Genomic DNA, 4,442 nt, shown 5'->3' with positions numbered 1-4,442 from the left:
TCAAACGCGCCGAGCACGGCAACCCGCCCGGGCCCGACGCGCCAACGGTCCGGCTGGTCGCACCCACCAGAACCAGGCCAAAAAGCCAGAAAACACCCTAAATCACCAGTATTGGCCCTAGGGTGATGGCGGACGAGAGGAGCACACCATGACCGAGTCACACCCGCTGGTCGACCTGGCCGGCAAGTCCTGTCTGGTGACCGGCGCCGCGAGCGGGATCGGGCGCGCCACCGCCACCCTGCTGGCCCGGCTGGGCGCCCGGGTGGTCGCCACCGACGTGAACGCGGCGGGCCTGGAGCGGCTGCGCGAGCGGCTGGCCGCCGACGGGCAGGTGGTCGAGTGCGTGGTGGGTGACGTCACGGTGCCCGCCGACGTGCGGCGGATGGTCGACACCGCCGTCCGGACCGCCGGGCGGCTGGACGTCGCGGTCGCCAACGCCGGGGTGCTCCCGCTCTCGGACGTGCTGTCGACCACCCCCGAGGAGTGGGACCGGGTGATGGCGGTGGACGGCAAGGGGATGTTCCTGACCTGCAAGTACGCGATCGAGGCGATGCAGGACGGCGGCGGCGCGGTGGTCTGCGTCTCCTCGATCTCCGGCCTGGCCGGCCAGGCCCGCCAAGCCGCCTACGGGCCGGCGAAGTTCGTCGCCTCCGGCCTGACCATGCACCTGGCCGTGGAGTGGGCCGCCCACGGCATCCGGGTCAACGCGGTGGCCCCCGGCACCATCACCACCGAGCGCGTGCAGGCGCTGCGCGACGAGCCGGGCGGGCCGGAGTACCTGGCCGCGATGGCCGAGGACCACCCGCTGGGCCGGCTCGGCCGGCCGGAGGAGGTGGCCCGGGCGATCGCCTTCCTGGCCTCGGACGCGGCCTCGTTCATCACCGGGGTGGTCCTCCCGGTGGACGGCGGCTACCTGGCGCGTTGAGCGGCTGCGCGGCTCGTTGAAAGGCGGGCCCGGTTCGGCCGGCCCCGGTCAGGCCGCGGCGACCGCCTCGGCGATCGGGGCCTCACCCGAGACCAGCTCCAGGGTGCGGCCGACCAGCGGCGCCGGCTCGGCCAACAGCGCGGCGAGCACCGCGGCCACGTCGGCCCGCGGGACCGAGCCGCGGCCGACGGCGCCGGCCAGCCGGACCAGGCCGGCCGGCGGCTCGTCGGTCAGCCGGCCGGGGCGCAGCACCGTCCAGTCCAGCGCCGAGCGCGAGCGCAGGTCGTCGTCGGCGGCGCCCTTGGCCCGCAGGTAGGCGCCGAAGACCGGGTCGGCGCCGTCCGGCGCCTGGGCGTCGGCGCCCATCGAGGAGATCATCAGGTAGCGGCGGACGCCGGCCAGCTCGGCGGCGTCTGCGAGCAGCACGGCCGCACCGCGGTCCACCGTGTCCTTGCGCGCGGCGCCGCTGCCCGCGCCGGCACCGGCGGCGAAGACCACCGCGTCGGCACCGTCCAGGGTCCTGGCCAGCTCGGCCGGAGAGTCGGCCTCCAGGTCCGCCAGTACCGCCTCGGCGCCGCGCTCGCGCAGGTCGGCGGCGTGCTCGGGACGGCGGATCAGACCGATCGGGTGATCCCCGCGGGCGGCGAGCAACTGCTCCAGGTGGAGCGCGATCTGACCGTGGCCACCGGCGATGACGATTCGCATGGGCGCCACGCTACCGTCCGGACCGCGCTCCCCGGTGGAGGAGCGCCCAGCTGCGCGGTGGCCGCCGGGACCCCGCGCGGTGGCCGCCGGGGCCCCGCATGGTGGCCGCCCGGGCCCGGCTGACCGGACGTCAGCGCCGCCGGCTCCCGCAGCCGCCTACGCTGGGATCATGCACGACACGGCCCCCGTCCCCGACCCCGCCGCCGCGCCGACGACGCCTGCCGCGCCCGGGCCCGCCGCGGCCCCCGGCGCCCAGCCGCTGCGGGTGCTGGTGGTGGAGGACGACCCGGCGATCGCCCGCTCCCTGGTGCGCGGCCTGGAGCGGGCGGGCTACGCGGCGGGCAGCGTGGGCACCGGCCAGGCCGCGCTGCGCCAGGAGCCGATGCCCGACGTGGTGCTGCTCGACCTCGGGCTGCCGGACCTGGACGGGGTGCTGGTCTGCCGGATGCTGCGCAGCCGGTCGGACGCGGCGATCATCGTGGTGACCGCGCGCGGCGAGGAGGGCGACCGGGTCAGCGCGCTCGACGAGGGGGCCGACGACTACCTGGTCAAGCCGTTCGGGCTGGCCGAGTTGCTGGCCCGGATCCGCGCGGTGCTGCGCCGCACCCGGCCCACCGCACCCGAACTGCTCAGCCACGGCCCGCTCACCGTGGACCCGCGCACCCGCAAGGTCACCGTGCACGGCGGCGAGGTGGCGCTGACGCCCAAGGAGTTCGACATCCTGGAGTGCCTGGCCCTGGACCCGGGCCGGGTGGTGACCCGGCAGGAGATCCTGGAGCGCGCCTGGGACGCCCACTGGTACGGGCCGACCAAGGTGCTGGACGTCCACATGGCGGCGTTGCGCCGCAAGCTCGGCGTGCCCGGGCTGGTCGAGACGGTGTACGGGCACGGCTTCCGGCTGGGCACGGGGACGGGTGCGGGGACCGAGGCGGGCACGGGCACGGGAACGGGCACGGGCACGGGCACCGGCGACGAGCCGCCCGGCGGCCCCGAGCGGTCATGACCCGGCGGATCGCGCTGACCGTCTCCCTGCTGGTGGTGGTCCTGCTGGTGCTGGCCGTGGTGCCGCTCGGCGTGCTGCTGACCGACCGCGAGCAGACCGCGTTCCGCGGCGCCGCCGCGGACGCCACCCGCTCGATCTCGGCGGCGGCCGAGGAGCACCTCTCCGACGGGAAGTCCGACGAGCAGCTGCGCCGGCTGCTGGACCAGGCCCAGCGCGACGGCGGCTGCGCCGCGGTGTACGACGCCCACGGGCAGCAGCTCGCCCGCACCTCCTGCCCGACCGCGACCGGCGGCCCCGTCCCGGCCCTGGTCGCCGCCGTGCTCGCCCACCCGGACCCGCAGCAGACCCGCAACGTGCGCACCGACGACCGGCTCACCGTGGCCGCACCGGTCGGCGACGGCGACGACGCGGTCGGCGTCGCCGTGCTGGCCCGCTCCACCGACTCGCTAGACGACCGGATCACGGTGATCTGGGGCTGGCTCGCGCTGATCGGCGTGGCCGGGCTGCTCGGCGGCACCCTGGTCTCGGTCCGGCTGGCCCGCTGGGTCGGGCGGCCGCTGCACGAGGTGGACCTGGCGGCCCGGCGGCTCGGCGAGGGCGACCTCGCGGCGCGGGCGCCGGCCGGCCGCGGTCCGCAGGAGGTGCGGCGGCTGGCGGCGACCTTCAACACCATGGCGGCGCGGACCGAGGCGCTGGTGCACGGGCACCGCGCGGTGATCGCCGACGTCTCGCACCAGCTGCGCACCCCGCTGGCGGCGCTGCGGCTGCGGCTGGATCTGCTCGCGGACGCCGCGGCGGACCGGCCGGCCGCGGCCGGTGGCAGCGAATCCGGGGGCGCATCCGGCGGCGGTCTGGGCAGCGAGGCGGCGGCGGACCTGGCCGGCGCGCAGGAGGAGATCGCCCGGCTCTCCCGGCTGGTGGACGGGCTGCTCGCCGCCGCCCGGGCCGAGAGCGCGGTGCCCCGCCCGGTCGCGGTGCGGCCGGCCGAGGTGGCCGGGGAGCGGGTGGCGGCCTGGGAGCCGCTGGCCACCGAGCGGCGGGTGACGCTCAGCGTGCACTGCCCGCCGCGGCTGGTCGCCTGGCTGGGCGCGGGCGACCTGGAGCAGGTGCTGGACAACCTGCTGGCGAACGCCCTGGACGCGGTCCCGGCCGGCGGCCGGGTGCGGATCGAGGGCGCGGCCCGCGACGGCGACACGGTGCTGCTGCGGGTGGTGGACAACGGGCCCGGGATGACCGCGGCGGCCCGGCGCACGGCGTTCCGCCGGTTCGGCAACCCGGAGGCGACCGGCACCGGGCTCGGGTTGGCGATCGTGCACCGGCTGGTCACCGCCAACGGCGGCAGCGCCCGGCTGACCGACACGCCCGGCCGCGGCCTGACGGTCGAGCTCGAGCTCCCCGCGGCCCGCTCGACCGCCGGTTGAGACCTTCGTCCCAACCCAGCTGACCTGGGACTCTTCGCATCTTAACCAGTTGTGAAGCTCTTCTGAACGGGTTTCCGACAGGTCGGTGGGAAACCTGGGCTCGGATGGACCCCGGTACCCGAGGAGCCCCCGAGGAGCCCGCGATGAGCGCTGACCACCAGACCCCGAACCGTCGAGCCGTCCGGCTGCGCCGCTGGGGGCGGCGCCGGGTCAACGCCGCCACCATCGGCGCCGGGGTGGCCGCAGCCGCGGGATCGGTGGTCCTCGGGACGGGCTACGCGCACTCGCTGCCCGGGCACACCGCGCAGCCGCCGAGCCTGGCCGCCCGCCCGGTCGGCGCCGCCACGCCCGCGGCCGCGCCCACCGCCACCCCGTCGCCCACCAGATC

4 protein-coding genes and 1 pseudogene are annotated in these 4,442 nt (G+C 77.1%); 4 read left to right on the top strand and 1 reads right to left on the bottom strand.

Annotation, left to right across the window (positions count from 1 at the left end):
- The first annotated feature begins 148 nt into the window (after positions 1–148).
- Positions 149–925, top strand: a complete 777-nt coding sequence (locus ACQRUO_RS38760; protein ID WP_428320886.1) for an SDR family NAD(P)-dependent oxidoreductase — start codon at positions 149–151, stop codon at positions 923–925.
- Positions 926–973: 48 nt separating this feature from the next.
- On the opposite strand, the gene ACQRUO_RS38755 is transcribed toward ACQRUO_RS38760, so the two are convergent.
- Positions 974–1,630 carry an NAD(P)H-binding protein gene (locus ACQRUO_RS38755; RefSeq protein ID WP_428320885.1) on the bottom strand — a complete coding sequence of 219 codons (657 nt, stop codon included), beginning with the start codon at positions 1,628–1,630 and terminating at the stop codon, positions 974–976.
- Positions 1,631–1,889: 259 nt separating this feature from the next.
- Here ACQRUO_RS38755 and ACQRUO_RS38750 point away from each other — a divergent pair, with 259 nt between their 5' ends.
- The 3 genes and pseudogenes from ACQRUO_RS38750 to ACQRUO_RS38740 all read left to right on the top strand — a co-directional run.
- On the top strand, positions 1,890–2,633 hold the full coding sequence (locus ACQRUO_RS38750; RefSeq protein WP_428320887.1) for a response regulator transcription factor: 744 nt from the start codon (positions 1,890–1,892) through the stop codon (positions 2,631–2,633).
- On the top strand, positions 2,630–4,054 hold the full coding sequence (locus ACQRUO_RS38745) for a HAMP domain-containing sensor histidine kinase (protein ID WP_428320884.1): 1,425 nt from the start codon (positions 2,630–2,632) through the stop codon (positions 4,052–4,054). Before ACQRUO_RS38750 ends, ACQRUO_RS38745 begins: the two co-directional genes overlap by 4 nt.
- 143 nt (positions 4,055–4,197) lie before the next feature.
- Positions 4,198–4,442: pseudogene (locus ACQRUO_RS38740) on the top strand (hypothetical protein); the annotation flags it as partial.

This window comes from Kitasatospora sp. LaBMicrA B282, assembly GCF_050325825.1.
GTDB lineage: Bacteria > Actinomycetota > Actinomycetes > Streptomycetales > Streptomycetaceae > Kitasatospora.
Note: the sequence above shows the minus strand (reverse complement) of the source record. Positions and strands in the feature narration are given on the sequence as shown.